The organism is Cochlodiniinecator piscidefendens (assembly GCF_011326755.1).
Taxonomy (GTDB): domain Bacteria; phylum Pseudomonadota; class Alphaproteobacteria; order Rhodobacterales; family Rhodobacteraceae; genus Cochlodiniinecator; species Cochlodiniinecator piscidefendens.
Genome location: NZ_JAAOIE010000001.1, coordinates 102,437 through 128,073 on the forward strand (window position 1 = coordinate 102,437; position 25,637 = coordinate 128,073).

At 50.7% G+C, this 25,637-nt stretch carries 25 protein-coding genes; 16 read left to right on the forward strand and 9 right to left on the reverse strand.

Going from position 1 to position 25,637, the window contains the following annotated elements; all coding sequences use genetic code 11:
- Positions 1-34 precede the first annotated feature (34 nt).
- The 11 genes from uppS to lpxB all read left to right on the forward strand — a co-directional run bounded on the left by uppS (position 35) and on the right by lpxB (position 10,738).
- Positions 35-760: a polyprenyl diphosphate synthase gene (gene uppS / locus G9C99_RS00550; RefSeq protein WP_166415510.1), complete on the forward strand. Its 726-nt coding sequence runs from the start codon at positions 35-37 to the stop codon at positions 758-760.
- Positions 757-1,581 carry a phosphatidate cytidylyltransferase gene (locus G9C99_RS00555; RefSeq protein WP_166415511.1) on the forward strand — a complete coding sequence of 275 codons (825 nt, stop codon included), beginning with the start codon at positions 757-759 and terminating at the stop codon, positions 1,579-1,581. The genes uppS and G9C99_RS00555 overlap by 4 nt, the downstream gene beginning before the upstream one ends.
- A 2-nt stretch (positions 1,582-1,583) precedes the next feature.
- Entirely contained in the window at positions 1,584-2,762 is a 1,179-nt protein-coding gene (dxr, locus tag G9C99_RS00560; protein ID WP_166415512.1) for a 1-deoxy-D-xylulose-5-phosphate reductoisomerase, read from the forward strand.
- A 3-nt stretch (positions 2,763-2,765) separates the two neighbouring features.
- Positions 2,766-4,100, forward strand: coding sequence for an RIP metalloprotease RseP (gene rseP / locus G9C99_RS00565; protein ID WP_166415513.1), 1,335 nt, complete (start codon positions 2,766-2,768; stop codon positions 4,098-4,100).
- A 100-nt stretch (positions 4,101-4,200) separates the two neighbouring features.
- Complete coding sequence (locus tag G9C99_RS18555; RefSeq protein ID WP_269434806.1) at positions 4,201-4,326, forward strand: hypothetical protein; 126 nt, start codon at positions 4,201-4,203, stop codon at positions 4,324-4,326.
- A 130-nt stretch (positions 4,327-4,456) separates the two neighbouring features.
- Complete coding sequence (gene bamA / locus G9C99_RS00570; RefSeq protein WP_231703936.1) at positions 4,457-6,817, forward strand: outer membrane protein assembly factor BamA; 2,361 nt, start codon at positions 4,457-4,459, stop codon at positions 6,815-6,817.
- Position 6,818: 1 nt separating this feature from the next.
- A complete protein-coding gene (locus G9C99_RS00575; RefSeq protein ID WP_166415514.1) occupies positions 6,819-7,406 on the forward strand; it encodes an OmpH family outer membrane protein in 588 nt (195 codons plus the stop codon).
- A gap of 73 nt (positions 7,407-7,479) precedes the next feature.
- Complete coding sequence (gene fabZ, locus G9C99_RS00580; RefSeq protein WP_166415515.1) at positions 7,480-7,938, forward strand: 3-hydroxyacyl-ACP dehydratase FabZ; 459 nt, start codon at positions 7,480-7,482, stop codon at positions 7,936-7,938.
- Between the two features lie 5 nt (positions 7,939-7,943).
- Positions 7,944-8,741, forward strand: coding sequence for an acyl-ACP--UDP-N-acetylglucosamine O-acyltransferase (lpxA, locus tag G9C99_RS00585; RefSeq protein WP_166415516.1), 798 nt, complete (start codon positions 7,944-7,946; stop codon positions 8,739-8,741).
- Between the two features lie 3 nt (positions 8,742-8,744).
- On the forward strand, positions 8,745-9,566 hold the full coding sequence (locus tag G9C99_RS00590) for an LpxI family protein (RefSeq protein ID WP_166415517.1): 822 nt from the start codon (positions 8,745-8,747) through the stop codon (positions 9,564-9,566).
- Positions 9,566-10,738: a lipid-A-disaccharide synthase gene (lpxB, locus tag G9C99_RS00595; protein WP_166415518.1), complete on the forward strand. Its 1,173-nt coding sequence runs from the start codon at positions 9,566-9,568 to the stop codon at positions 10,736-10,738. Before G9C99_RS00590 ends, lpxB begins: the two co-directional genes overlap by 1 nt.
- A 504-nt stretch (positions 10,739-11,242) precedes the next feature.
- On the opposite strand, the gene G9C99_RS00600 is transcribed toward lpxB, so the two are convergent.
- Both G9C99_RS00600 and G9C99_RS00605 read right to left on the reverse strand, forming a co-directional pair.
- A complete protein-coding gene (locus G9C99_RS00600) occupies positions 11,243-11,641 on the reverse strand; it encodes a hypothetical protein (RefSeq protein ID WP_166415519.1) in 399 nt (132 codons plus the stop codon).
- A 161-nt stretch (positions 11,642-11,802) separates the two neighbouring features.
- Entirely contained in the window at positions 11,803-12,699 is an 897-nt protein-coding gene (locus tag G9C99_RS00605; protein ID WP_166415520.1) for a LysR family transcriptional regulator, read from the reverse strand.
- A 92-nt stretch (positions 12,700-12,791) separates the two neighbouring features.
- Here G9C99_RS00605 and G9C99_RS00610 point away from each other — a divergent pair, with 92 nt between their 5' ends.
- A complete protein-coding gene (locus tag G9C99_RS00610; RefSeq protein ID WP_166415521.1) occupies positions 12,792-13,616 on the forward strand; it encodes a TauD/TfdA dioxygenase family protein in 825 nt (274 codons plus the stop codon).
- A gap of 150 nt (positions 13,617-13,766) precedes the next feature.
- Here the strand turns inward: G9C99_RS00610 and G9C99_RS00615 are convergent, their stop codons facing one another.
- The 3 genes from G9C99_RS00615 to G9C99_RS00625 are packed head-to-tail and all read right to left on the reverse strand — an operon-like array spanning position 13,767 to position 16,230.
- Positions 13,767-14,402 (reverse strand): MBL fold metallo-hydrolase, encoded by a 636-nt coding sequence (locus G9C99_RS00615; protein ID WP_166415522.1) that lies wholly within the window; start codon positions 14,400-14,402, stop codon positions 13,767-13,769.
- A 4-nt stretch (positions 14,403-14,406) separates the two neighbouring features.
- Positions 14,407-15,837: an MFS transporter gene (locus G9C99_RS00620; protein ID WP_166415523.1), complete on the reverse strand. Its 1,431-nt coding sequence runs from the start codon at positions 15,835-15,837 to the stop codon at positions 14,407-14,409.
- 21 nt (positions 15,838-15,858) lie between these two features.
- The gene (locus G9C99_RS00625) at positions 15,859-16,230 is read right to left on the reverse strand and encodes a DUF1330 domain-containing protein (protein WP_166415524.1); all 372 of its coding nucleotides are present in this window, start codon (positions 16,228-16,230) and stop codon (positions 15,859-15,861) included.
- 91 nt (positions 16,231-16,321) lie between these two features.
- Between G9C99_RS00625 and soxR the strand changes: the two genes are divergently transcribed.
- Entirely contained in the window at positions 16,322-16,783 is a 462-nt protein-coding gene (gene soxR / locus G9C99_RS00630) for a redox-sensitive transcriptional activator SoxR (RefSeq protein WP_166415525.1), read from the forward strand.
- A gap of 89 nt (positions 16,784-16,872) precedes the next feature.
- On the opposite strand, the gene G9C99_RS00635 is transcribed toward soxR, so the two are convergent.
- The 3 genes from G9C99_RS00635 to G9C99_RS00645 are packed head-to-tail and all read right to left on the reverse strand — an operon-like array spanning position 16,873 to position 22,071.
- Positions 16,873-20,085, reverse strand: a complete 3,213-nt coding sequence (locus G9C99_RS00635; protein WP_166415526.1) for an error-prone DNA polymerase — start codon at positions 20,083-20,085, stop codon at positions 16,873-16,875.
- Entirely contained in the window at positions 20,082-21,569 is a 1,488-nt protein-coding gene (locus G9C99_RS00640; protein ID WP_166416267.1) for a Y-family DNA polymerase, read from the reverse strand. The genes G9C99_RS00635 and G9C99_RS00640 overlap by 4 nt, the downstream gene beginning before the upstream one ends.
- Positions 21,499-22,071 carry an ImuA family protein gene (locus G9C99_RS00645; RefSeq protein ID WP_166415527.1) on the reverse strand — a complete coding sequence of 191 codons (573 nt, stop codon included), beginning with the start codon at positions 22,069-22,071 and terminating at the stop codon, positions 21,499-21,501. Before G9C99_RS00645 ends, G9C99_RS00640 begins: the two co-directional genes overlap by 71 nt.
- Before the next feature lie 310 nt (positions 22,072-22,381).
- On the opposite strand from G9C99_RS00645, the gene G9C99_RS00650 reads away from it, so the two are divergent.
- Positions 22,382-23,719 (forward strand): flavin monoamine oxidase family protein, encoded by a 1,338-nt coding sequence (locus G9C99_RS00650; RefSeq protein WP_166415528.1) that lies wholly within the window; start codon positions 22,382-22,384, stop codon positions 23,717-23,719.
- 368 nt (positions 23,720-24,087) lie between these two features.
- On the opposite strand, the gene G9C99_RS00655 is transcribed toward G9C99_RS00650, so the two are convergent.
- Positions 24,088-24,648, reverse strand: a complete 561-nt coding sequence (locus tag G9C99_RS00655; RefSeq protein ID WP_166415529.1) for a hypothetical protein — start codon at positions 24,646-24,648, stop codon at positions 24,088-24,090.
- Between the two features lie 74 nt (positions 24,649-24,722).
- Between G9C99_RS00655 and G9C99_RS00660 the strand changes: the two genes are divergently transcribed.
- Both G9C99_RS00660 and G9C99_RS00665 read left to right on the forward strand, forming a co-directional pair.
- Complete coding sequence (locus G9C99_RS00660; RefSeq protein ID WP_166415530.1) at positions 24,723-25,484, forward strand: DUF6502 family protein; 762 nt, start codon at positions 24,723-24,725, stop codon at positions 25,482-25,484.
- On the forward strand, positions 25,474-25,623 hold the full coding sequence (locus G9C99_RS00665; RefSeq protein WP_166415531.1) for a hypothetical protein: 150 nt from the start codon (positions 25,474-25,476) through the stop codon (positions 25,621-25,623). Before G9C99_RS00660 ends, G9C99_RS00665 begins: the two co-directional genes overlap by 11 nt.
- Positions 25,624-25,637 lie beyond the last annotated feature (14 nt).

Consider the following 25,637-nt stretch of genomic DNA (forward strand, 5'->3'; position numbering starts at 1 on the left):
CTGCATGAACCTTTGACCCGGAAGGGAAAGACATTTGTCAAAACTTGATAAGAAACAAGATGGTCCGCGACACGTTGCGATCATCATGGATGGAAATGGCCGATGGGCGACCCAAAAGGGCCGCCCTCGTATTTTTGGCCATCAAGCCGGCGCAAAACGCGTGCGCGAAATTGTCGAAGCATGCCCGGACAACAACGTTAAATATCTTACTATTTTTGCTTTTTCGACAGAGAATTGGAAACGGACCCAAACTGAAGTGGCCGGTCTGATGTCGCTTTTTCGGCGTTATATTATCAAAGAAGCTGAAAACTTTATGAAAGAAGGCGTATGTGTTCGCTTCATTGGGGATCGCATTAAGCTTGATAAAAAACTGCGCAAACTGATGGATGACATCGAAGAGATGACAGCCAATAACACGCGCACGAACCTGACGATTGCGCTGAATTATGGCGGCCGTGATGAAGTTGCACGCGCAACAAAACGGTTGGCCGAAGATGTTGCCGAAGGGCGATTGAATCCAAAGGATGTAGATGAAGAAACGCTTCCAAGGTATTTAGATACATATGTTTTACCTGATCCAGATCTTGTGATCAGAACTTCGGGCGAAGCGCGTATATCTAATTTTCTGTTGTGGCAGTCGGCCTATGCTGAATATGAATTTATCGAGACACTATGGCCAGATTTTACTCCTGACGTGTTCGAGAAAGTTCTTAAAGGTTACGGAACGCGTGACAGACGTTTTGGCGGAGCACTGGTATGAATAATCAATGGGCAGATTTGATGCCGCGCATTGGCTCTGCGATTGTGATGGCTATCGTCGGGTTAGGGGCGGTGTTCGCAGGTGGGCTGTGGTTTACCGTATTGGTTTCTGTTCTGGCCGGATTGATGGTCTGGGAATTGTTGCGCATGTTGGATGATGATGCGTTTGCCGTTGGATTTGGTTTGCTAAGCGGCGCGTTGATCTTCGTTGCATGCCTCCTACAACATTCTTTTCCAACGTCGGGCGAGGCATCTTTCATGCAAGCCCGTTTGCCGGGTGTTTTTTCGGTTATTGTTCTCGCTTTGGCGGTTTTTCTCGTTTCCAAGGCCAGTGATGAGCGGAAAAAAATACTCACGTATTACAGCGCCGCCATTCTGATCGCGTGTTTCGGCCTGTATTACATACGGCAGAGCATGGGCGTTCAGGCAATATTCTTTATCATTCTCGTCGTCGTCGCGACGGATATCGCTGGGTATTTTGTTGGACGCATCGTGGGAGGACCCAAATTCTGGCCGGCGATTAGCCCAAAAAAAACATGGTCGGGTACGGCGGGGGGCTGGATTGCAGCCTCCATTGTTGCGCTGCTTGTTGGTCCGCCTATCGGTGTTTTCTGGGCGATTTTATCAGGGGTTGTGTTGTCGTTTGGCTCTCAGCTTGGTGATGTGGTCGAAAGCGCGATAAAGCGTAAAACGGGTGTCAAAGACAGTTCTAACCTCATTCCGGGGCATGGGGGTGTTTTGGATCGCTTTGATGGGATGATTGGAGCGACGTTGTTGTTTACGGTAATGGTTGTCGCTTTGAACGTAGCATTGTTGGTCTGAATATGCGCAAAGTATCGATTTTCGGCGCGACGGGTTCTATCGGGCAAAATACGATTGATTTGATCCGCCGGGATGCCGGGGCCTATCAAACGGTTGCTTTGACCGGGGGGCGCAATATTGAACGCCTTGCCCAAGATGCCCGTGATTTACGTGCCGAAGTTGCGGTAACAGCCTATCCTGAGTGTTTGAATGATTTGCGTGATGCTCTGGTCGGAAGTGGCGTTGAGGCAGCGGCCGGTCCTGAAGCATTGATAGAAGCCGCTGATCGTCCTGCAGATTGGATCATGTCCGCGATTGTAGGTGCCGCAGGTTTGGCACCGGGGTTGGCAGCATTGCGCCACGGGACCACGTTGGCGCTCGCAAACAAAGAAAGCTTGGTCGCAGCCGGTGCGCTTTTACATTCCGAAGTGGCGAAGCATAATGCACGTTTGCTGCCGGTGGATAGCGAACATTCGGCTGTTTTTCAGGCGTTGGTTGGTGAAGATATCAACGCGGTTGAGCGTATCATTATCACGGCGTCTGGCGGGGCGTTTCGCGATTGGCCGTTTGAGGACATCGCAAATGCGACAATTGCGCAGGCTTCTGCGCATCCAAATTGGAACATGGGCCAGCGGATCACCATCGATAGTGCCTCCATGTTTAATAAAGCCATGGAAGTCATAGAAACAAAAGAGTTTTTTGGCGTATCTCCTGAGCAAATCGAAGTATTGGTGCATCCGCAATCTATGGTGCATGCGCTTGTCGGATTTAATGATGGTGCGCTGATGGCGCACCTGGGTGCGCCAGATATGCGTCATGCAATTGGCTATGCATTACACTGGCCTGATCGAAAATTGCTCCCGGTTGAGCGTTTGAATTTGGCGAAGATTGGCCAACTCGAATTCCGCGATCCTGATCTGCGCCATTATCCCGCGTTGCGACTTGCCCAAGATGTTATGCGCGGAGGCGGATTAATGGGGGCTGTGTTCAACGCGGCCAAAGAACGTGCGTTGGATCATTTTATCGCGGGTCACATAGGGTTTTTGCAGATGGCTGATGTGGTCGAAGAACTCATGACACTCATGTCAAATCACAGCGAAATTGGCCGAGCGCCAGACGATCTGCAAACTGTACTGACAATGGATGCCCTGACAAGACAGGGTGCGGATGATGTTGTAACAGCGCTCCGCAAGAAAGGATAAACAATGGATTTAACCAGCTTTTTACCCAGCTTTGGCGGGGCAAGCTTTACGATCATCGCCTTTGTTGTGGCTTTGTCCATCATTGTCGCAGTGCATGAATATGGGCATTATATTGTTGGGCGTTGGTCCGGTATCCACGCTGAGGTGTTTTCGCTTGGGTTTGGTCCGGTTTTGTTTTCCAGACATGATAAGCGCGGCACCAAATGGCAGATCGCTTTGCTTCCGTTTGGTGGATATGTGAAATTCATGGGCGACGCCAATGCCGCATCCGGCAAAGACGGCGAAGCAATGGAAGGCCTGTCTGAGACTGAACTGCGCCGCACAATGCACGGAGCACCTTTGTGGGCGCGGGCCGCGACTGTTGCGGCTGGCCCTGTGTTTAACTTTATCTTGTCGTTCTTTGTGTTCGCAGGCGTGTTTCTGTCCCAAGGTGTTGCGGTCGACCCGCTGACCATTGCATCTGTGCGTGATTATCCTGTGGCGTCCCAAGGCTTGCGCGTTGGCGATGAAGTTCTGTCCATCGCTGGGGTTTCCATTCCTGATGCTGAAAGCCTAACAGCCGTGAGTGAAACACTGCCCCAGCAGGCACTGCTAGATTACCAAGTGCGCCGTGACGGCGAAGACATCAACGTTAACGCACCGCATCCATTTCCGCCGTTCGCATCGTCGATTCAGCCGCGTTCAGCCGCTGCCGAAGCGGGGATCATTCCAGGTGATGTGATTTTATCTGTTGATGGTGCGGACGTCGAAACATTCGAAGCGTTGCGCACCATCGTTGGGAACTCTGACGGTAATACGCTTTCGGTTTCTGTATGGCGTGAGGGAAACATCGAAGCCCTTACAATGACACCAGAGCGTCGTGATCTACCGCTGGCGGATGGGTCTTTTGAAACCCGTTGGTTGATCGGGGTTACGGGTGGGTTGTTCTTTGATGTGCAAACCGAAACACCCGGCATTGGCGAAGCGCTGATGGGTGGTGTGACGCAGACTTGGTTTGTGGTGAAGTCATCGCTGTCAGGTTTGTATCACATGGCTACGGGGGCTATCAGTTCCTGCAACATTTCCGGACCCATTGGTATCGCGCAAAGTGCGGGTGATATGGCGAGCCTTGGATCGCAATCGTTCATTTGGTTTATTGCGTTGCTGTCCACAGCTGTTGGGTTACTGAACCTTTTCCCAATTCCAGTATTGGATGGCGGGCATCTCGTGTTTTATGCGTGGGAAGCGGTGACAGGTAAGCCACCCAACGACAAAGCCCTTCAGATTTTGATGACTATTGGATTGGCGTTGTTGCTGAGCTTGATGGTTTTTGCGCTCACCAATGACTTGTTCTGTTGAGCAAACTTTAGGAAAATTTGAATTTTTCTGACACGGCATTGCCCTATTCCTGCCCCAATCTGGGGATACTCTGGAAACAGAGGAAATAAGGGGTAGGGCGATGCAAGCTGTACAAAGTGGATACAAAGGGCTGTCTTTGTTGGTGGATCTGAATTCAGATCGGTTGATTTATTGCGCAACGATCTTTGGCGCTTTGCTATTAGGGGCGCTGGTCGGGTCACTCTGATCTTTTAAAATCAAACAGTTATTCAGCGCCGGTTTGCCAACAGTGGCAAACCGGCGTTTATCTGTTTTGACAAGACTTAGTAGAGGATATAGTGAGTCACCACTAGGGATGTGTTCTGGGACATAAATTGATGACTGCTATTCGTTCAAAAGTATTGCACCGCAAACTCGGCCTAAAGGCGCATTTGCGCATGGGGGTAACTGCAGTTTTTTGTGTAATGTCAACAGCTTATGTTTATGCACCTCAACCTGTTATAGCGCAACAATACACTTTCAATACTGTTGAAATCACTGGCAACCAGCGGATTGAGGCCGCAACGATCCTATCTTACATTGGAATCGCCCGTGGTGAACGCGTGTCCGCGGCCCAATTGAATGACGGTTATCAGCGTCTTATTGAGAGTGGGTTGTTTGAAAACGTCGAATTGATCCCACAAGGTGGCCGTTTGGTAATCAATGTGGTTGAATTGCCGACCGTTAACCGAATTAATATCGAAGGCAACAATCGTATTGATGATGATGCGTTGCTTCCTTTGCTTAGATCTGCGCCGCGTCGCGTATTTAACGCCACAATCGCAGAAGACGACGCCGCTCGAATTACCCAAGCCTATGTTCAATCTGGGCGTCTAGCCGCGACTGTTGAACCACGGATCATTCGGCGTTCTGACAATCGTGTTGATCTCGTGTTTGAAGTTACCGAAGGACGGACCGTTGAAATCGAGCGGCTGAATTTTGTCGGAAACCGCGCCTATTCAGATCGCCGTTTGCGCAACGTTCTTCAGACCAAACAGGCTGGAATTTTCCGTCAAATCCTCTCGAGCGACACATTCATCGCGGATCGTCTTGAGTTCGACCGCCAAGTCTTGTCAGATTTTTATAGCTCTCGTGGGTACATCGATTTCGAAATTCAGTCCGTGAACAGTGAACTGTCGCGTGAACGCGACGGTTTCTTTATCACTTTTAATATTCGTGAAGGTCAGCAATTCAGCTTTGGTGAAATTACCACCAGCAGCAATTTGCCCGAAGTCGATATTGACCAGTTCCAAGAGGCACTGCGCACGCGCTCCGGGTCGACCTATTCCCCGATCGAGGTGGAAAACTCTATTTCGCGGCTAGAAGCCTTGGCGCTTCAGTTGGGTCTAAACTTCATTCGCATTGAGCCGCGTATCTCACGCAATGATCGCGATCTCACACTTGATGTTGAATATGTTCTGTCACGTGGCCCACGTGTTTTTGTTGAGCGTATCGATATTGAAGGCAACACCACCACTTTGGACCGCGTCGTGCGCAACCAATTCCGTTCTGTCGAGGGGGACCCCTTTAATCCGCGCGAAATTCGTGATGCCGCAGAACGTATTCGCGCAATCGGCTTTTTCTCAAATGCTGAGGTGAACGCACGCGAAGGCTCGTCGCCTGATCAGGTTTTGGTTGATGTGAACGTCGAAGAGCAACCCACCGGTAGCCTGTCATTTGGGGCAAGTTATTCGCAGGATGATGGCGTCGGGGTAAATGTTGGGTTTTCTGAGCGTAACTTCTTGGGACGGGGGCAAAGCATAGGTTTTAACGTTTCCACGGCAAGCAGCGATCAATCTTTTGAATTTAATTTTGCCGAGCCTAATTTGCTGGGTCGCGATCTGCGGGCAGGTATTCAACTATCGTATGATACCAGTGAAAATAGTAACTCGGACTACTCTTCGCGTATTTCTAGAATATCTCCGACGCTTTCATTCCCGGTCGGCGAAAGAAGTCGACTGCAACTGAGATATGCGCTTCAGAACGCAAGCGTTTTCGATGTAGACGTCGGTGCTGCGATCCCGTCTCGGATCTTGCGGGCAGAGGAAGCGTTGGATGACCTTTGGACAAGTTCCATTGGCGCGACATATAGCTTCGATTCACGCGCAACCGGACTTAGCCCAGATTCAGGCGTTGTGCTGCGTTTTGGTGCTGATATCGGTGGACTGGGTGGAGACCGTGAATTTGTTAAGCTAAACGCAGCGATTGGCGGTGAAACACGTATCTTTAACGGTGATGTTGCTTTGCGTGCTGAGTTTGAGGCAGGTGCATTGCACATGATTTCTGGCAACAGCACGATTACGGAACGCTTTAGAATTGGCTCAAGATTACTGCGTGGCTTTGAGGCCAACGGCATTGGTCCACGTGACCTTGGCGCAACCAACCAGAACGCTTTGGGCGGAAATTTCTTTGCTGTCGCACGGTTTGAGGCGGATTTCCCAATCGGTATTCCCGAAGAATACGGTGTGCGCGGCGGTCTGTTCCTTGATGTTGGTTCGTTGTGGGGGCTGGATAATACCGAAGGCGCAGTCGCTGGGACATTTGTGGATGATAGCGCAAATCTACGTGCGGTTGTCGGGTTCTCTATCTTCTGGGAAACTCAATTAGGGCCGTTGCGCTTTAATTTCTCACATCCGCTGAAACAAGAAGACTATGACCGCGATCGCAGCTTTGACTTGACGATTTCGACGACGTTCTAAGATGCGGTTTTTGCGCCAACTTCTGCTGATGTTTGTTGTGCCGATTTGGTTTGGCGCAACAAATGCGGCCGTTGGGCAAGTATTGACCGTTGATATTGAACGCGTTTTTTCACAGGCCGACAGTTGGCATACAGTGCTCGAGCAATTGGCAGCAGAAAGCGAAAACTTACGAGAGGAAAATGCGCAAATTGACCAGCAGCTTTCAACTGAAGAACAAGAGCTGACTGAGTTAAGAGCAACTTTAGATCTGACTGAATTCAGACGCATCGCGGATGATTTTGATCGCCGGGTTACCGAAATCAGAACCGCCCAAGCCGCCAAAGTACAACGCTTGGCGCGGCAACGCGAAGGTCTGAGACAATCTTTCTACACAGACATCATTCGTCCTGTATTGGGCGAACTGGCTCAAGATCGTGGTGTTGATGTTATATTGGACCGGCGTTCTGTTTTACTTGTGGTACAGGACAGCGATATCACCGACGTCTTGATCGCTGAGATCAATCGCCGAGCATCTATCGAAGAACTGGATGCGATTGACCCTCAAAATTCCCCAGAAGACGCGCCAACTGTATCTACAACAGATGAGTAGAGGCATCTTGTTTTCAAATAACTGAGTTGTTACTCAGGGAGTGACACGCCCTTCTGCAAGAAAGGACCCAAAAATGGCCGCGCAGATTACCGAAGCTGATCTAGACATCATTCAGCGGATTATCCCACATCGTTACCCTTTTCTGTTGATTGATAAGGTACGTGATATCGTTTCCAGCGAAAGCGCTGTTGGTATTAAAAACGTCACCTACAATGAACCACAGTTTCAGGGGCATTTCCCCGGCGCGCCAATTTTCCCAGGTGTGATGATCATCGAGGCGATGGCGCAAACGGCTGCGGTTATGGTTGGCGTTACGCTTGATTTGATTGATAAGCCTCTTTTGGTTTATTTCATGAGCGTGGATAAAACCAAATTCCGTCGTAAGGTTGTTCCGGGCGATGTTTTGGAACTGCACGTCAAAGTGAAACGCGCTGGCACAAAAATCTGGAAGTTCGAAGCAACGGCTAAGGTCGGTGACGAAGTTGCGGCGACAGCTGAATTCGCTGCGATGATTGACCTGTTGGAGGAATAACCCAGATGGGGATTCATCCAACCGCAAACATCCACGCGAGCGCCGTTGTCGAAGACGGCGCAACCATTGGTGAAAATGCCATCGTTGGCCCGTTCTGTGTGATCGGATCAGATGTTGTACTTGGCCCTCGGGTCGAAGTGAAAAGCCATGCCGTGGTCACAGGTTGCACCGTGGTTGGTGAAGACACGGTAATTTTCCAGTTTGCCAGTGTTGGTGAAATTCCACAGGATCTGAAGTTCAAAGGTGAAAAAACGCGCCTTGAGATCGGAAAACGCAATCGCATTCGTGAAGGCGCGACCCTGAACACCGGAACCGAAGGCGGCGGTGGTCTTACCCGTGTGGGCGATGATTGTCTGTTTATGACGGGCGCACATGTGGGCCATGACGCCATTGTGGGGGATCGCGTTATCGTTGCGAACCAATCCGCGCTGGCAGGTCACTGTGTGGTTGCGGATGATGTGATTATTGGCGGGTTGTCCGGTATTCATCAGTTTGTTCGGATCGGTCGCGGTGCAATTATCGGCGCTGTCACAATGGTAACCAATGACGTCATTCCTTATGGGCTCGTTCAAGGGCCGCGCGGTTCACTTGATGGGCTCAACCTTGTTGGGTTGAAACGCAAAGGTGTAGCGCGCTCTGACATTACGGCGTTGCGTGCAGCATTTCAGATGCTCGCACAAGGCGAGGGGGCGTTTATCGAACGTGTTAACCGTTTGGGCGGCGAAACCGATAGTGATTATGTGCAGGAAATCGTGCAATTCGTATTGGGCGATAGCGATCGTTCCTTCCTGACGCCGGGTTAATTTATGTATGCAATTATCGCCGGGCAGGGCGTGCTGCCGTTGAATGTTGCGCAGGCTCTGCATGGAACTGACACAACCTTTATATGGTGTTGTCTTGAGGGCTTTGAAAACGATGCGCCGTTTGATGCGGCGTTGATGGTTTTCAGAATTGAACAATTGGGAACCTTTCTATCAGAATTGAAATCGGCTGGGGTGACCAAAGTTTGTTTTGCCGGTGCTATGCATCGCCCCGCGCTTGATCCATCAGCGATAGATGCGGCCACGATGCCGCTGGTGCCCCGCATGATGGCTGCACTACAGGCTGGCGACGATGGGGCGCTGCGCACCGTCATTCAGTTTTTTGAAGAGGCCGGTTTTTCTGTTGCGGCCCCGCACGAACTCGCCCGCGATCTTTTGCCTGCGTCTGGTGTGCTGACACAAAACGGCCCCAATGAGCGTGACCAGAACGACATCGCACGGGGGCATCAGGTGTTGGATGGTCTTGCTGCATTAGATCTTGGTCAAGGATGTGTGGTGCAGCAGGGGCAGGTGATCTCAATCGAAACCTTGCCCGGCACCGATTGGATGCTGTCTCGACTTGCTGATGCACCTTTTGCGGCGCGGCCCAAACCTACAAACGGGCGCGGCGTTTTTGTCAAAAGACCAAAGGTTGGCCAGGACCTGCGCATCGATATGCCGGTGATTGGCCCAAATACCGTCGAAGCGGTGAGCAATGCAGGGCTCGGTGGAATTGCGATCAAAGCGGGCGGTGTGATGGTGCTTGAGCGCGAAAAAACCGTTGAACTGGCGAACGCTGCTGGGTTGTTTATCTTGGTGCAGGATTGATGCGGTTGTTTCTGATCGCTGGCGAAGCATCGGGGGATAAACTTGGTGCGGCGTTGATGGTGGGGTTAAAGGCGCTACACCCTGAAATCGAATTCCTCGGCGTCGGTGGCCCATTGATGGAAGCCGAAGGTTTGCAAAGCCAATTTCCGATGACGGAGCTTTCGGTCATGGGGATTGCGGAAATTGCGCCGAAGTATTTTCATCTTAAACGCCGTATTCGTGAAACTGCTGAGGCCGCTATTGCGGCAAGGCCAGATGCGGTGGTTTCGATAGATAGCCCTGATTTTTCGCTTCGTGTGGCCAAACTGATTAAACTGTCCAGTTCCATTCGAACCGTGCATTACGTGGCCCCAACCGTTTGGGCATGGCGGCCTGAGCGCGCCGAAAAAATGGCGAAGGTCATTGATCAGGTTTTGGCGCTCTTCCCGTTTGAGCCCCCTTTTATGGAAGCCGCTGGGATGCGGTGCGACTTTGTTGGGCATCCAGTTGTGGCGGAACCCAAGGTAACGGTCGAGGAGGTGGCTGCGTTTCGCACGCAGTATCAATTGGAAGATGATACGCCTTTGATCCTTGCGTTGCCCGGATCACGCAAGGGGGAGGTCTCGCGCCTCTCAGATGTGTTTGGTCAGGCGCTTTCTGAGGTTAAGCAAAAACACCCAAAGGCCCGTGTGGTGCTGCCCATGGCGCATGGCGTGGCGGGTATTGTGCCAGATTTGGTGCGCCATTGGCCGATCGAGCCAATCCTACTCAATCCGACGGGGATGGATGTCATTGAATTTGCGATGCTCAAACGCGCAGCTTTTGCTGCAGCGGATGTTGCCTTGGCAGCGTCAGGCACCGTATCACTTGAGCTCGCAGCCACCCAAACGCCGATGGTGATCGCTTATGATATGAATTGGATCACCCGTCAGATCGTTAAGCGCAAACTGCTGATCGATACTGTGACGTTGGTCAACATCGTTAGCGAAACGCGTGTTGTGCCTGAGTTTTTGGGCGAAAACTGTCAGCCAGCGCCAATTGCCCAAAGCCTGATTGAGACCTTAGCAGACCCATCGCAGCAACAAGACGCAATGAACGTGACAATGCAGCGTCTTGGTCAAAATGGAGCGGCCCCAGGCATCAGAGCAGCCCAAGCTGTCTTAGACGGCATTTACGACACCAAGAGTGATTAACTATCGTCGAAACAAACGATTATAGAGATTGATAGGCAGGCTTTTGCCCCGAGCCGACTTCGCGAATTTGGTCATTGAGTTCAGCAATTTGACGATTGTGCCGGTTATATTTTCTTCATCCAGTTACCAGCATCGTTCGGGCCTATCTGATCTTTTGTTACCAGAATATTCGAGGGGATCTGGTCACGGTGGTCGAAAGCAATACCACATTGGGTTGATTAGGCCCCCGTAGATCTACGAAACGAAATCGCGTGTGCATGACTAAGCGGGTGAGTGGCGTGAGCTTTTCACAAGTTGCGAGGGCTGCGCAAGAAGTAGTCGCTGCCAGAATACGGGGCGAATTTAAGTCTCTAAAGTGGGTGAGGTTTAGTCTACCTTAGCTTCTAAGCCTACATTTGATATATTCAGCTGTTCAAATCGGCAGTTTGTTTTGGCTGATGAGGGCAGTGAGGGAGCTTGTCCACCGTATGTGAACAACTTGATTGAATGGCCCTGTCGTATGTTTCAAAGTAATAGAAATGCTAGCATGTAACTTAGCAGCATAACGGCCCCAATCAAAGCTAACCAGCCGAGAACAAGATACAAATCCCTAAAGCGGTTAGCGAAGTGCTCATGCAGTTCTGCACGACCTCGATTTGGTTTGCGCCCTATGTGATCAAGTATCTGTGGAAAAATTGCTGCCGATACATGGGCGATACCGATCGGAAGCAGAAGAAAAATAATGCTAATACCAACAACACTGCCTGCCACGCCTAGACCTGTCCAAGCATAAGAGGAAGCCTCAGTAATTGTCATTAAAATGACAGCAGTGCATAGCAATGTATTGAGGCCCATTAAGACCGCACCGATCCGCTGTACGGGGGTCTTTGGTGCCGACCTCGCAAGAAAATACAAAATACGCATGACATTAAAGTCCTTTATGGCTGTGGTGCATTGATGCCTTGTGTAGAATAGCGGTTATTGGCGAAAAACGCAGTATTTAGTGCTCTGGAATGTATAAACGATTTGCCCCCTAAATGCGGGTTGCATGAAACCGAAAGGGATCTGTTTTTCATACAAGCTACTCAAATCTGAGCGCGACACTCGTCTAGAAAAGCCCTTACTAGGTGAGTTTCATGAACAGTATTCGTTTGCGCGATCACAATTTTGAAGCGTCCAATATCTTGTGCGAGCGGGCGTGCTACAATGCTATCCCCTTTGATCGAATAACCTTGTTCTGGTGGAAATCCGACCAGCGTAAATCCCATTCCTTTGCCAACATAGGCCTGCACTAATTCCCGTGACTGCGACGTCAGAGGGACTTCTGGATTGAGCCCCGCTGCTTTCAACAGATCGAGATAACTGGGACCAGGGCCAGCGCGTGATACCGCGATGTAAGGTATATTTGACAAATCGCTCAGCTGCACGTTCTTCGCATTCGCTAAAGGATGTGCTGCCGGAAGCAACACCAATGGTGGTAACTCTTTAAGGGTTTCGATGAGATAACGTTTAGGATCAAACCCCTGATCAAAGACCAAGAGTGAATCGACGTCACCGGAATCTAGCGCGGCTACAAGACTCGGAAAGTCATCTTCGATCACTTCGATGCGAACGCCCGGGTGTTTTTCACGAAAGGTCAGCACTGCCGGGAGAATAATTTTCTGTGCAATTGCATAATGCGTACCGATCACGATGCTACCCGCTTTACCTTCGGCCATTTCAGTTGCGCGTTTTCCGAGTGTATTCGCCCGAGTTAACAAATCTTCCGCTTCTGACGCAAACTCAACTCCGAGGCGGGTTAACCTCATCCCTCGGGCAGGAAAGCGGTCAAATAACATCAGCCCGGTTGTCGCTTCAAGTTTATCGATTGCCGCCGAAATCGCAGCTGCTGAGACATTTAAGTTTCTCGCTGCTTGCGCGATACCCCCACATCGTGCGGTTTCGGACAGAAATGCAAGCTGGCGCAAAGTAAATTTAACCATCAGAAAAATCTCTCTTTTGGGTAAATTAATTCAGTTTTTGCGATCTATGGCAATGCTCTAATCTACAACGAGGAGAAAACAGGAGCAATTCAATGGACATCAGGCCACTCACCGGCGGACTAGGGGCAGAGATATTTGGGGCCGATATCAGAGACGGTGCGCAATTTGAGGCAATTCACGAAGCTTTTGCCAAGCATTCAGTCATCGTCCTCAGAGGGCAGAGCGTAAGCCCGGATGAGCATCTTGAGTTTGCCCGACGTTTCGGTCCGATTAACATCAACCGTTTCTTTAAGCCAGTACATGGGTATCCCGAGATAGCTATGGTCCTAAAAGAAAAGGATCAGAAAGATGCCGTTGGTGAAGGTTGGCATACTGATCATTCCTATGATCAAATCCCTGCAATGGGTTCAATCCTATCTGCCCTCGAGATGCCTCCCTATGGTGGTGATACGCTCTTTGTTTCGATGGGGGCTGCTTATGATGCTCTGTCGCCTGTGATGCGCGAATTCCTTGGCGGATTGTGGGCCGTGCATTCGTCTCGGCATGTCTTTGGTGTCACAACGCTCGACAGCGAAGCCGCCAAGAGCGGTAGGCTCAGTAATGCTTCAGCCGCCACTCAGGACGCGCGCCATCCGCTAGTCATAACTCACCCATTAAGCGGACGTCGTGGGTTGTTCGTGAACCCGGTTTTCACAACCCATATCGAGGGGCTTAATGCTGAAGAGTCTGCCGCAATTCTCGAGTTTCTTTATGAGCATTGCAAACAACCTGAGTTTCAATGTCGCATTCACTGGCAGGCGGGTGATGTTACCGTTTGGGACAATCGGGCCACCTGGCATAAGGCGATCAATGACTATCATGGGTTTAGGCGTTTAATGCATAGAATTACGGTGGAAGGTGTCGCTTTGTCGAGTTAGGGTTCAAGCGTGGATCGCTTTGGTTTTGGTCGCGCGGTGATGTCAATTTAGACGTGGGGAAGGGAGCATTGGCTTGGCAAAGTATGCCAAAGCGGTGCAGCTATTTGGCGTTATCGTATTCTTCGCCGGTTCTATGTTCATAAATGGTGATCAAAGAGAACACTTGGCGGCGTTCAATGCTGCGTGCCATTCTGGTTGGGTCATTTCTGTTGGGTTTACATCACCAAGGCCTACGCTGGGAATAATCACATCCGCCTGAATGTTTTTTAACAACTCCAGAGATTGGGTCAGTGTGTGTTTGTCCCCACCGTGGCTTTGCATTACCAACGCGCGCCACGCTCCTTGATCTGGATATATAATATCCCCGACAAACAAATAGGTCTTTCCATGGGGCGAGACGTAGCGAAAGCAGGTGCTGTTATCTGTGTGGCCCGGCACATATATCACCTCAAGCCCACTTGGCTGCGTTTCAGTTCCATCTGGGGTTAATGCGAGATCAAGCGCAAGGTTTTCTGGGAAAAATTTATCCATTTTATAATGACCAGTCAGCGTGGCACTGAGATTGGATTTCACGTCATTTAGCGTATCAACGATATCATGGTTGTGGCTGAGATAGAGATGTTCAATCCCATCCATTGCAATGATTTTTCTATGGGTATCCACATTTTCAGGAACATAAATCAAATCACGACCTTGTCTGTGTTCAAGCAAATAAGCATGGGAACGCAATGTGCCAAAACGCATTTCGACTGGGGTTTGCCATAGATCTGGGTAAAGCTGTTTCATCTGATTAGCTCCTTTCTTTGTTGATAAGCGCGCGGCTGGTGATGACCGCTAACACAGCCACAATGCCAAATGTTGTAAAGATCCAGGTGGCCGAGTTCGAAATAGAAGACAGGTTTTCCACGTCGTTAAATCCACTTAGGTTACCGACCAGTCCCGCTAGAGCTGTGCCAAAAGCAACTGAAAACATCTGAACTGTTGAAAGGGCAGAAGCTGCCATATCCCGTTCATCTTCGGCGGCAAATGTCAGTGCAAAGGTATTGAGATGCGGCCAGCCAATTCCGATGCCAACCCCAAGCCCGACCAATCCAACCATAAGCGCGATAAGGACGGCTACGGATCCACTTGTTATGGGGGTCGCTATGGCAAGGATCATGCAAGACAGCAGCATGATAATGGGCCCCGCCATAATTGCGCGGTGTTTTGCGCGACCTGTGAAGCGTGCGGCGTATACTTCAGACCCGGCCCAACCAAAAGATACCATAGCCGCCACATATCCAGCCATCAAAGGAGACATGTCATGCAAGCGTTGCAGGAAATATGGCATGAAAAATTCCGCATTGATGCAAAAGATCAGCAGAGCCATAACGGCAAAGCTTAGAAATAATGGGTGTCCAGGGGTTGCGGTTCCGCGAGGGAAAAGTCGGGTATCGAGGGACGCTTCGCGACGCAAGAGCAGCACAACCAGCGATACTGAGATAGCGAACGATATCAATGATATGCCTGCCGACGGGGCGATGCTGCCTAACGAAATCACTAGAATGGACCCGGCTAAGAGTGCCAGCTGACCATAAGAAATCGATGCAGGAGGGGCATCGTCACGCGTTGCTTTGGGTAAAACGCGCAAGGTCAGTAAAACGAAAATAGCGACGGCGGGAAGCATGATGCCAAACCCCATACGCCATGCATTGATTTCAGCAAAAATACCGCCTACTGCTGGACCAAACAGCATCATAATGCCCCAAGTCCCCGATAAGAGCGCCATCGCCCGTGACCAGAGTTGCTCGGGATACACGAGTACAATCATGGAATAACACAGCGTAAATAAGATGCCTCCGCCAGCCCCCTGCACAACACGTGCCAGAAGCATCATTGGCATATTTACGGCCAATGCTGCGATTAAGCAGCCCATAGCAAAGATCACACCCGAAATCCCAAAGCCAACGCGTGCACCGGTACGGCGCAACAGTTTTCCGGTCACGGCTGCGCTTAGAATAGCGGCTAGTGTGGCCAGGGTGGAGGTCCAAGCATATAGTTCTTGACCGCCGATTTCAGTTACGATTGAGGGCAACATTGTCGCCGTGATGGTCAAATTGATTGCATGAAGTGCGATCCCACCTGATAACACCGCTGACACGACCGCATATTCGCCGCTTAGAATATCCCGCCATCCGCCGGGTTCTGCCGTTTTAGTATTTGGATCTGTGCTTGCCGACATTTTATTTTCCTATTTTGCAGGTTAATTTTTGGTGTTGTAGGCGTGATCGGGGTGATGTTGGGCCCATTCCTCCGGATCAAATCCTTCGACAGCAAAGGTGAAATTGGGCGGTATAGCGTTGGTGCGCAGGTGCTTAATGGCTTGGTAATCATCTGAGTTCCAAAAGGATTGTAGCGCTTGCATAGAGGGGAATTTGAACATGGTGAATTTTGCACCATCGCTCCATGATCCCTCATAGTGATCCATGAATTGATCAGTTTCCCCTGCGACCAGAAGTGTGCCGCCCCATTTCTCCATGATCGGGTGGGTCGCTTCGCCGTAAGCGTCCAGCGGCCCGTGACCTTCAGGCATGAAAGAACTGGCAATCAGATAAGCTGGCTTAGGTATCGACATGATGGTTTCCAATATTTGATTCGTGTTTCTTCTTGCATTGCTACTTCCTCAACTTAAGTTGAGGTCAATGGGTGAAAATGGAGAATTGAAGATGCACAACAAGGGGGGCTTGAGCGTCGGAGACGTGGCAGAGCGCAGTGGGATCGCGGTATCCGCAGTACATTTTTATGAACGAAAAGGTTTGATCGGTTCACTGCGTAACAGCGCAAACCACCGTCGTTATTCACCCACTGTCCTGCGTAAAATCGCGATTATCCAAGTGGCCCAACGCGCTGGGGTACCTTTACGTGAAATTGGTCAAGCGATGGAATTTCTTCCTGTGGAGGCCAAAGTTACTGTTAAGCATTGGGAAAAACTATCGTCTCGATGGACTGAAGAACTAGACGACCGCATCGCCCGCTTACAGCGTCTGCGCGACGGGATGGCTGGGTGTATCGGATGTGGATGTCTGTCGATTGATGTGTGCAAATTGGTCAATCCGGACGACCAAATGGGTAAAAATGGACCTGGACCAAGATTTCTCGAAGAAGATGCAGCTGATTACGACGTATGACATATAGTGGCCTATGCCTGTGAAGGACGCAGTAATTTGACCCTTACAGCGTAATTTTCCCGAAATTACCTTTGATACCTTTGTAAACCTTAATGAAAATCGCGGCTGGGAAAGAGGCGTTTTGCTTGTTCGCGAGGATGGCGGGCGCTTGATCGTTGAGGGCGGGGGGCATCGTCAGCCTCGGGGCGAGTAACGCCGATGGCATCGTCCATAGGATGGCCCAAATCTGTCAGGTGATGAGACATATCCTCGATGTTTTGCGCAATCAGATGTACGACGATGCCTTCGCGTTGCAGATATCCATTCACCCGTAATAATCTGCCACCCATCACGATCCGGCGGAATTGCTTATACACCTTAGGCCAGACGACAATATTGGATACGCCTGTTTCATCTTCCAGCGTTAGAAAAATTACACCAGATGCGGTGCCAGGGCGCTGGCGAGTGATGACAAGACCGCAGACGCTGGTACGGCCCAGAGGTACGTGTTGCAGTTGATCATGTGGTGTCAGGCCGAAGATCACAGGGCGCAAAAGTTCCATGGGGTGGGCGCGCAGGGTCAGGCGGGTTGAAACGTAATCCTCAACGACCTCTTCGCCCAGATGCATGGTGGGCAGGCTGATAGTGGGTTCGTGGATACTTTCGCCGTCAATAGGATCGCTGAACAATGGCAACGGTGTTTGGCTGCGGATTGCTTTCACTCGCCATAGCGCTTCACGCCGCGTAAGCCCCATGCTTATAAAAGCATCGGCCTCGGCCAAACGTTCTAGCACTGCTGGCGCTACGCCAGAACGCAACCAAACGCTTTCGGGATCTGGATAACCGTTGCCGCGTGCTGCTTCGATCCAACCGGCATCTTCTTCGCGGAAACCTTTGATTTGGCGAAACCCTAAACGCATGGCTAAAACGCCATCCATGCGGCGTTCAAGCGCATTATCCCACGCGCTGGCATTGACGCAGATTGGTCGGACTTCGACCTGATGCTCGCGGGCGTCGCGTACGATCTGGGCTGGGGCGTAAAACCCCATCGGTTGGGAATTCAGCAAAGCACAGGCAAAGATCGCGGGATGATGGCATTTCAGCCAGGCGGAAACATAGGCCAGCATGGCAAAGGCTGCGGCGTGGCTTTCGGGGAAACCATACTCGCCGAAGCCTTCGATCTGGCTGAAACACTGATTGGCAAAGGCTTCGGTATAGCCACGATCAAGCATGCCATTTACGAACCGATCACGGAAGGTGCCAATGGTCCCCATCTTGCGGAAGGTCGCCAGAGATCTGCGCAATTTATCGGCCTCTTCCGGGGTGAAGCCCGCGCCGACCACAGCGATCTGCATGGCTTGTTCCTGAAATAAGGGTACACCAAGGGTTTTGCCCAGAACATCGCGCAAGGCCTCTGATGGAAATTTGGTCTTTTCGCGCCCTTGCCGTCGATTAATATAAGGATGCACCATGCCGCCTTGAATTGGGCCGGGGCGTACGATGGCAACCTCAATCACCAGATCATAAAATTTGCGCGGCTCCATGCGAGGCAAGAAGTTCATTTGCGCCCGGCTTTCGACCTGGAACACACCAATCGCATCGGCCACACACAACATGTCATAGGTCTCAGTATCATCTTGAGGTACGGTTGCGATGCTCAAATTCTGGTGTTCATGTTGTGTCAAAAGATCAAAGCTTTTGCGGATACAGGTCAGCATTCCAAGGCTAAGAACATCAACTTTCAGGATGCCAAGCGCATCGATATCATCTTTGTCCCATTCAATAATCGTACGATCTTCCATGGCGGCGTTTTCAATTGGGCACAGCTCATCTAGGCGTCCTTTTGTGATGATAAAACCACCGACGTGTTGTGATAAATGACGGGGAAAGCCGATGATTTCGCCGATCAATTTTATCGTTTGGGCAAGGCGACGGTCGTTTAAATCTAAGCCCAATTCGCGAATGCGTTCAGGGTCTGCCCCGCCATCCGACATCCCCCAAATCTGACCAGATAATCCGGCGGTGATATCCTGTGATAGACCCATAACCTTACCCACTTCGCCAATGGCTGCACGAGACCGGAAATGAATGACCGTCGCACAGAGGCCAGCCCGGTGGCGGCCATATCGCTTATAGATCCATTGGATCACTTCTTCGCGGCGCTCATGTTCAAAATCTACATCAATATCCGGTGGTTCCCCCCGGTGTTCAGAGACAAAACGTTCCACCACCATGGTAATCGCTTCGGGGCTGACGTCGGTGATGCCCAACAGATAACAAATGATCGAATTTGCAGCTGATCCGCGCCCTTGACACAGAATGCCCTGACTGCGCGCGTACTGGACAATATCATGCACGGTTAGGAAATAAGCGGGGAATTTGAGCTTAGCGACCAGTTTCAGTTCCTTCTCCAACTGCGCTTTGGCTTTTTCAGTTGCCCCTTGCGGATAGCGCTTGACGAGTCCCGTGCGCGCCAGACGTTCCAGGCGCACCATGGGGGTTTCACCATCGGCGATCTCATCGGGGTATTCGTAGCTTAGCTCACTGAGATCAAAGCCACAGCGCGCAACGATTTCCATTGTGCGTCTGATTGCTGCCGGATGATGGCGAAACAGACGCGCCATATCTGTATGCCCTTTTAGGCGGCGTTCGGCATTAGGCAAAGCACGGGTGCCTATCTGATCAATGGTGATGTGGTGGCGCATGCAGGTCAGAACATCCGCCAGCTGTTTGCGTTTCCCGTGGTGCATCAAGATATCGCCGACAGCCACCATCGGTGTCGAACAACGCAAGGCCAGATCGGCGCAGGCTGTAAAGTAGCTCTGATCACTGCCATCATATTGCGGAGCGGCACCTAGAAAAACATGCCCGGGAAAATGACGTTGAACTGATTGAATATCGTGTGGCGCCGTTTTTAGATCGCGGGGCAATGCAATCAGGATTATCCCAATGCCATGCTCCATCATATCCTTTAGATCAAGATGACACTCTCCTTTGGGGGCACGCCGTTTCCCTAAAGTCAGAAGCCGTGTCAGGCGCTGATAGGCTGCACGATTTGTTGGCAGAGCCAGCCATTCGACATTGCTGTTACGTAACACCAGACGGCAACCCGTGATTAATTTGGGTAGGGCTGCGTCGGGGGTCTCTTCTTTTAGGACTCTTAGCGCCGAATAGGCTCTCACGACACCGGCCAGAGAATTGCGGTCTGTGATTGCAATTGCACCCAGGCCCAGACTTGCAGCACGGGTGATCAGTTCTTCCGGGTGGGAGGCTCCGGTCAGAAACGTAAAATTACTTGTGGCGCAGAGTTCAGCATAGGTCATGCAAACTCTCCTTGCACGAACCAGGCCGGATTTTGCGGCGTGAAAAACAGCCAGAGCCTGCGTCCCTGTCGTGTTTCGACCCGCCAATAATCGCGCACCCCTGAACGCCAGTATTCATCTGCCATCCACCATTCCGGCGCAATACGTTCTGGGCCATGTCTGCGTCCGATGGTTAAAGCCATACGCCGCCAGTAAAAATGATCAGGTGGTTGTGGTGTATGGCCCGCAATGGCTTCTGGTGGAAATAGATGAAGTGGGCGAGGTCGTGACATGGTCCATGCGTCATCCGCCTTAGAAAATGCTGCCGGGGCAATAATAAAACTGCGTTCAGGAATATGGCTGTCAGCGGGCAGAAAACGTTGGATGCTTTCTAAGCCGATCCGCGCCCCCAATCGTGTGATCAGATCATCAAGCTGATCTTTCCCGCTGTTTGAAACATGGCTGATTTGTTGTACGGGCAGCGTTTCCACCTGAGTTGCCATTAGCCGTAATTGATCAATGCCAAACCCTGCATCGACATCATCCACACCGCGTTGAAACAGCGGCAAAATACGCGCAGAGTCATGTAATGCGCGAGCCAAGCGCAGCTCAACCTCCTGCGCTTCACGATCAACGCGGCGCAGGGTCAACACTAACACGCGCGCCCCAATACCGTCTGCAGCCAGCTTATGACAGAGCTGGGACAACAGGCGTTCGACCCCGGCCATGACATCGGCACAGAGACCAATTGGCTCTGGCAATGTCATACGCACAGCGTAATGGGGGGGATCTTTCAATGGCGTGATACTTTCAGGTTGAACCCCAAGAACCTGATCCAATCGCAATAGTAAATTTGTACCAAAACGCCGGGCGAGAGGCCCGCGTTCCGTAGCGATGAGATCACCGATTGATCGAAGGCCAAGCCGCTGTAGTGCTACATCTGTTTTGTGGTCAATTCGCAAAGCGGCGACAGGCAAAACCGCAAGGGTGGCCTGCATGTCATCGGGCACGGGGGCATCACTATAATGTGCCAACGCCCAAGCTGCTCCGCGGCTGGTTCCTACCCCGAAACACGCAGTAATGCCTGCATGCGCCAAGCGTTGCTGCATATCCGAAATCATGGTGGCTTCATTGCCAAAGAGATGGGTGGAACCCGTGGCATCAAGAGTCAGCCCGTCATTTCCTTCCAGTCCGATCCAAGGAGAATATCGGTTTGCCCATCGCCGCAGTGTCCGCAAAAAATGCTGATCTGCGTGCGGATCAGCAGGCATGCTGTGTAGGCTTGGGCAAAAGGCACAGGCATCTGAAAACGGCATACCTCGGTACAAACCCTGTTGTTCAGCGGCTTTGTTCAGGCAATAAATTCGATTGGCGTTGTTTTCCTTTAGAGTCAGGACAAAAGGCCCATCTATTGGACGTGCCCGCAGAATCCGGTCACTTGCCAGGCGGGGAAACCACAGCGAGACGATCTGCCGGGTTGGCTTGATTTGGGTTCCAACAAACATACCAATCACATAATGTTCCTGATTTGTTCTTAATAAGTGACCACCGCATGAGAGTCGAGTCAGACCTTTCGGAATCAAACACCGGATTGCACCGCCAGCGGGTCTCAGCTGCGTTGCTGCCCATTCCGTCAGGAATGACGCAAAGCCCAGTTGTACCACCCGTCTTTGCCGCCAATTGCAATCGTCGCCCGGCTGTCAGATCAAGCGGTTGATCAAGCTCAACAATTACCGAGGGGACACTGCCATCGCGCAAGGCTTCCTCCATCATAGCCAAGCCTTCCATCTGATCTTTGACCTGAGCCAGTAAGATGCGAGAAGGGCTGCAAAACGCAGACAATCCAGCCGGATTTAGGCGATCCGAACGCCACGCCTGACGTATCCAAAGCGTGTATTCCGAGCTTTGCCCTGCAACAATCGCACAAAAATTCAACGCCGCATTACCACAAATTTCGTGAACACGGGCCTTGCATAGAGGGAAATGAAAAGTGAGATCAGGTAACATAAACACACCCTAAAGGAACGCGTTCCCCATTTCAATTTGGTGTAGCGCGGTCTTTTTAAGCTTTCACAAAATATTCAATCGCCGCGCTAAGGTCGTATATGGGCACCCTGCGTTTTCATCCAATGACTATTTTGGGCAGTGGACGGTTACCATCGAAAATTTACACGGGCGCGCAACCGGTTTGGGCCTGTCTTGCATTCATGCGGCGTTGCTGAGAAAGTCTGTTAAGAAAAACATGTAGTATCAACTTGAATTAATTACAGCCGAGAAATGCTTTCTTAAGTTTAACTTTATTGGAAAATACAATCGTATGACTCTGACACGGCGCAACACGTTAAAAATGGGCATCGCTGCTTTACTTGCAAATGTCGCAAGTAAAACCTCGGCCCAAGACATGACCGGAACAAAGGTCGTTGTGGTGGGGGCAGGGATTGCAGGGCTGGCTGCCGCAAAACAGTTACAATTGCAGGGGGCAGAGGTTCTTGTGATGGAGGCTGGCGACTATATCGGTGGGCGCATTCGCACGGATATGAGTTTAGGCGCACCCTTTGAATATGGCGCAGGATGGATACACGGACCAAGCGGAGAAAATCCAATTCAGGACCTCGCGCAGCGGGTCGATGCAAACACCTTTGTCACCGACGATGACAGCCTTGAGGTTTTTGATATACACGGGGAGCCGCTTACAAATGAAGATTACGAACGTCTTGATGACATGTATGTCAGCTTGCAGCGAAAGCTTTATTCACGTGTAGGTCGTAGGGACACACGTAGTATTCATGAGGTTATCGAAGACATTGAACCGGATGTATTGAATGATCCCATGGGGCGTTGGATGTTATCCGCGTTTACAGAATTTGATATCGGGGCAGGGATCGAAGATATCTCTGCTGCGAACGCTTTTGCGGATACGGCCTTTGACGGCGAAGACGTAATCTTAACCGGAGGGTATGATACCATCTTAGCGCCCCTCATTGATGGGCTTGATATTCGATTGAACAGTGCTGTCTCACAAATTTCGTATGGCGAAGATGGTGTTGAAGTGGATGGCATTCATGCAGATTACGTGATTTGCGCTGTGCCGTTGGGGGTATTAAAGGCGGGAAAAATTGACTTCATTCCAGCGCTGCCGCAAACCACTCAGAGCGCGATCGATGAGATCGGCTTTGGCACAGTTACAAAAATCGCCCTAAAGTTCGACAGGCCATTTTGGAATGCGGAAACTCAATATTTTGGAATTATGACCGAACCTAAAGGGCGTTGGAATTATTGGTTGAATTACCTCACATTTAGCAATGAAAATATCCTCTTAGGGCTTTCATTTGGTCAATACGCACCTATCGCAGATCGCATGACCCAAGATGAGATGACTGAAGATGCGATTGAGGTACTTCGATCCGTTTGGGGGGATGCTGTCGGTACGCCTCAGACAGTGTTAACGACCCATTGGGCTGAAGATCCAAATTTCAAAGGAGCCTATTCTTACCCACAAGTCGGAGGCTCAATTGCTCAATACGATAGCTTTGGGGAGCCAATTGCGGATCGCTTGTTAATGGTTGGTGAACATACAATTTTTGACTATCACAGTACCACGCATGGTGCCCTAATGTCTGGTCGTAGAGCAGCCGTGGCCATTTCTGAGCTGTAGAGATAACGAGACCGGCAAGTTGGCCAAGGCGGCTTAGATCGTTTTATTCGATTTTGCAAAATTCGTTAATACCTTAATTCAACCGATATCCTAAGGGTAACGACTGCTTTTGGCAGGTGGTGTGCTTTGTAAACCTTTATCTAATTCGAAAACTGGAATCTGTACTCACTTAGGTCTGACACAGAGAGTACTGGTTCTGAAATGGTTACAGGCGTCATTCGAAATTGGGCCTGAATACCCCCCGGCTTACGCGCGCTTATCTTGCTTGATTTACTGGTTGGTGCGCAAGCGGGGGCGATCTTTCATTCCTTTCTTGTGAGGCTTGTTTTAGAGAGCGTGAATGTGCCCATTGAGGCCCTGAAGAGACGTTAGTGCTGGCGCTGTGTCATGCCGCGCAGCAGCTCCTCAATGACAGGAAGCGCCGCATGTGCGATTTTCAAAGTGACAGGATCTAAGCGCGCAGGGTTTCGAATTCGCCCACCCCAAAAACCACGCCGCCCGCCTGTTGGTGATACCGCTTGTGCTGTCGCCATTACACCCCCTGAGCCGGTGTGATAGACAATAATATCAGCTGCTCCGGTCGTAGGATGCATTTGCACGAGGATTAGATAATTAAAGCGTTGTTGGCGGGCGGTTTCTATTAAATTGGCCGCCCTGCCGTGGGTGCGAAGTTGTACGCCACCTACAAGCGGTGAAAAGTTACCAAGACTTTCCGCACGTTCGGCTAAATTCTCCCACAGCTCCATTTCTTCAGCCCCGGCTGTCTGTGGCGAACCGTAAACAGTACGCGCAAATGCAAAGCGCGCAGGAAGCTCGAAATGTTCCGGTGTCTGAGACGTTACAGGAATGGGGCGTGCATCACCAACAAAGCTTGGATTGTTACACGCACCAAGCAAGACGGCGAGGCACAGCATCAGTATGATTTTCATTGTTTCGATCCGGTTATGATTTAAAATGTGTAATATGCACATTTATCTTTTTGATTTGCGTTGTCAATGGGGGTGTGCAAAATGCACATATGCAATGGCTTGATCCAATCCTTAGACCTCTCGCCCGGCTTTCGATCCGCAAAGGGTGGTTGTTTCCAATTGTAGCGCAACGCTTGCGCCACGCTTATATTGAAGCAGCCGAAGCTTCTGCTGACGGTGGCGTGACGGATAGTAGAATTAGCATTGTGACCGGATTGCAGAGACGCGATATCGCACGATTGCGCAAAGAGGTTTCGCCGCCGCAAATTCAACGCCAGCCTTTGGCTGAGATTGTTGCGCGTTGGTGGGAGGACCCTTCTTATGACGTGAAGGGCATCCCAGCGCAGGGAGATGGCGTTAGTTTTACAACTTTGGCACGCAGCGTTCGCCAGGATGTTCATCCGCGCACGTTTTTAGATGTTTTGATTGAAAATGGTGCCGTTACGCAAGACGGCGAAAATGTTATCCTTCATACACGCAGTTACAAACCATTGTCAGGGTCAGATGATCAATTGGCGTATTTGGCGGCGAACGTAGGTGATCATTTGGAAACGGCTGTTTCAAATGTCGTGAGTGGAGCGGGCAACTATGACATGGCCGTACACTACGAAGGTTTATCTTCTGAATCGATCGAAAAACTGAACACCCACTATCGAAATCAGATGAAACACCTGCTTCACGAAATAGACACGATGGCGCGTTCGCTGCCTGACACTGCCAATGGACCCCATCGCTTTCGTGCAGGGGGATATTTTTTTAATGATCTACAGAGCAAGGCCGATTCAAATGATCCGTAAAATAGCTATTCTCGTTGTATTACTTGCCCTGACTGCATGCGTGTCCAGCACAGTGTCGCATACAAATGAATGCCCGCGCGAAGGTGGCATCGGTGGTACAGGAAACGGCTGCCCGATTGAGCAACCGCTGACTTCATAACAATTGTTTTACGG

Bases quoted from the DNA above. Each gene is read 5' to 3' on its own strand.
- G9C99_RS00555 (WP_166415511.1), top strand. From the start codon at position 757: ATGAATAATCAATGGGCAGATTTGATGCCGCGCATTGGCTCTGCGATT.
- dxr (WP_166415512.1), top strand. From the start codon at position 1,584: ATGCGCAAAGTATCGATTTTCGGCGCGACGGGTTCTATCGGGCAAAAT.
- rseP (WP_166415513.1), top strand. From the start codon at position 2,766: ATGGATTTAACCAGCTTTTTACCCAGCTTTGGCGGGGCAAGCTTTACG.
- G9C99_RS18555 (WP_269434806.1), top strand. From the start codon at position 4,201: ATGCAAGCTGTACAAAGTGGATACAAAGGGCTGTCTTTGTTGGTGGAT.
- bamA (WP_231703936.1), top strand. From the start codon at position 4,457: ATGACTGCTATTCGTTCAAAAGTATTGCACCGCAAACTCGGCCTAAAG.
- G9C99_RS00575 (WP_166415514.1), top strand. From the start codon at position 6,819: ATGCGGTTTTTGCGCCAACTTCTGCTGATGTTTGTTGTGCCGATTTGG.
- fabZ (WP_166415515.1), top strand. From the start codon at position 7,480: ATGGCCGCGCAGATTACCGAAGCTGATCTAGACATCATTCAGCGGATT.
- lpxA (WP_166415516.1), top strand. From the start codon at position 7,944: ATGGGGATTCATCCAACCGCAAACATCCACGCGAGCGCCGTTGTCGAA.
- G9C99_RS00590 (WP_166415517.1), top strand. From the start codon at position 8,745: ATGTATGCAATTATCGCCGGGCAGGGCGTGCTGCCGTTGAATGTTGCG.
- lpxB (WP_166415518.1), top strand. From the start codon at position 9,566: ATGCGGTTGTTTCTGATCGCTGGCGAAGCATCGGGGGATAAACTTGGT.
- G9C99_RS00600 (WP_166415519.1), bottom strand. From the start codon at position 11,641: ATGCGTATTTTGTATTTTCTTGCGAGGTCGGCACCAAAGACCCCCGTA.
- G9C99_RS00605 (WP_166415520.1), bottom strand. From the start codon at position 12,699: ATGGTTAAATTTACTTTGCGCCAGCTTGCATTTCTGTCCGAAACCGCA.
- G9C99_RS00610 (WP_166415521.1), top strand. From the start codon at position 12,792: ATGGACATCAGGCCACTCACCGGCGGACTAGGGGCAGAGATATTTGGG.
- G9C99_RS00615 (WP_166415522.1), bottom strand. From the start codon at position 14,402: ATGAAACAGCTTTACCCAGATCTATGGCAAACCCCAGTCGAAATGCGT.
- G9C99_RS00620 (WP_166415523.1), bottom strand. From the start codon at position 15,837: ATGTCGGCAAGCACAGATCCAAATACTAAAACGGCAGAACCCGGCGGA.
- G9C99_RS00625 (WP_166415524.1), bottom strand. From the start codon at position 16,230: ATGTCGATACCTAAGCCAGCTTATCTGATTGCCAGTTCTTTCATGCCT.
- soxR (WP_166415525.1), top strand. From the start codon at position 16,322: ATGCACAACAAGGGGGGCTTGAGCGTCGGAGACGTGGCAGAGCGCAGT.
- G9C99_RS00635 (WP_166415526.1), bottom strand. From the start codon at position 20,085: ATGACCTATGCTGAACTCTGCGCCACAAGTAATTTTACGTTTCTGACC.
- G9C99_RS00640 (WP_166416267.1), bottom strand. From the start codon at position 21,569: ATGTTTGTTGGAACCCAAATCAAGCCAACCCGGCAGATCGTCTCGCTG.
- G9C99_RS00645 (WP_166415527.1), bottom strand. From the start codon at position 22,071: ATGTTACCTGATCTCACTTTTCATTTCCCTCTATGCAAGGCCCGTGTT.
- G9C99_RS00650 (WP_166415528.1), top strand. From the start codon at position 22,382: ATGACTCTGACACGGCGCAACACGTTAAAAATGGGCATCGCTGCTTTA.
- G9C99_RS00655 (WP_166415529.1), bottom strand. From the start codon at position 24,648: ATGAAAATCATACTGATGCTGTGCCTCGCCGTCTTGCTTGGTGCGTGT.
- G9C99_RS00665 (WP_166415531.1), top strand. From the start codon at position 25,474: ATGATCCGTAAAATAGCTATTCTCGTTGTATTACTTGCCCTGACTGCA.